General features: G+C 61.8%; 1 protein-coding gene. It reads right to left on the bottom strand.

Annotation, left to right across the window (positions count from 1 at the left end; all coding sequences use genetic code 11):
- Window positions 1–591, bottom strand: a 591-nt coding sequence (locus AC1D1X_RS25040) for a hypothetical protein (protein ID WP_477699594.1), incomplete at its 3' end; no start/stop codon positions are given.
- Window positions 592–693 lie beyond the last annotated feature (102 nt).

Here is a 693-nt window from a genome sequence, read left to right as displayed (position 1 = left end):
GTCGTGCGCGTTGCCGCACAGGCCGTGCACATCGCCCACGACCTTTTTGTTGAGGCTCTTGAGGTGCCCAAGGCTCTCGCCGAGATAGGCCACCTTCAGGGCCAACATCAACACGCCGTGGCGCCAGTACCAGAAGTCCTTCAGCTTCTCTTCGGTGGCGGTGGCATCGTGCACCAGGGTGTTGCCGTCATGGCCACTGTCGCCCCACTCGCTCGAAACCGCCACTTCCTGGGGCTTGTTCTTGAACGACAGCAACTCACCCAGGGGCAGCAGCGCCTGCTGCTCGTACACCGCCATGGCCCAGGTGCGGCCCTCGCAGCTGAATTTGACGAAACCGCCGCTGCTCACGTAGGGCGCGAGCCGGTCCAGCAGCGCATACAGGTCTTCGTCGATTTGGTCCCAGCTGATGTTGGTGATGCACAGCCCCGAGCGGCTGCTGGTGACTTCGCAGAACTGTTGGGTGAGGTAATCGGCCGCCGAGGTGGTCGCCGCATCCAGCAGGCCCTGCGCCCCCAGATCCTGGCGCATCTGCTTGGCTGCGGCGGGGCGGATGGTCAGGTCGATGTGTTTGACTTCTGCATGTAGGCCCATGGTGGTTCCTTTCAATTTCTATCAGGCCGTTGACTGATGGAGCAGCACAGGCCCCATCACTTCGAGTGAATCACTGCAGACTCTTGAGCACCCATTGCAGAC

The sequence above is a fragment of the Polaromonas sp. P1_G4 genome (assembly GCF_056405475.1).
This window is presented reverse-complemented; position numbering and strand designations above follow the sequence as displayed.